This window comes from uncultured Roseibium sp. (genome assembly GCF_947499295.1).
Classification (GTDB): Bacteria; Pseudomonadota; Alphaproteobacteria; order Rhizobiales; family Stappiaceae; genus Roseibium.
The window spans coordinates 1-249 of the sequence record NZ_CANMNP010000170.1 but is presented as its reverse complement, the minus strand read 5'-3'; the positions used below and the strand labels follow the sequence as shown (position 1 = coordinate 249).

Annotated in this window: 1 pseudogene; it reads right to left on the bottom strand. The window is 60.2% G+C overall.

Annotated features, from left to right (window positions below):
* Window positions 1-249 (bottom strand): annotated as a pseudogene (locus Q0835_RS30270) (IS5/IS1182 family transposase); the annotation flags it as partial.

Genomic DNA, 249 nt, shown 5'->3' with positions numbered 1-249 from the left:
CCATTTGCGTTTCCACGCGCGCTCTCTGGTTATATCCGGTGCTCTTTTGCCAGGCCATGCGGCCATGGGCCTTGATCGCTAGAATATCCAGATCCTGCGCAGTGGGGTTGGTCTCGGCCTCAGGGCCGGCAACAGCCGTCTTCGGTGGTGGAATGATGATCTCCACATCGGCAAAGCGCTGCATGATTGCGGTCCGTGTGACGGCGCCGTCATAGGCACCATCCATTGCCCGGCAGGCGGAATGCGAAG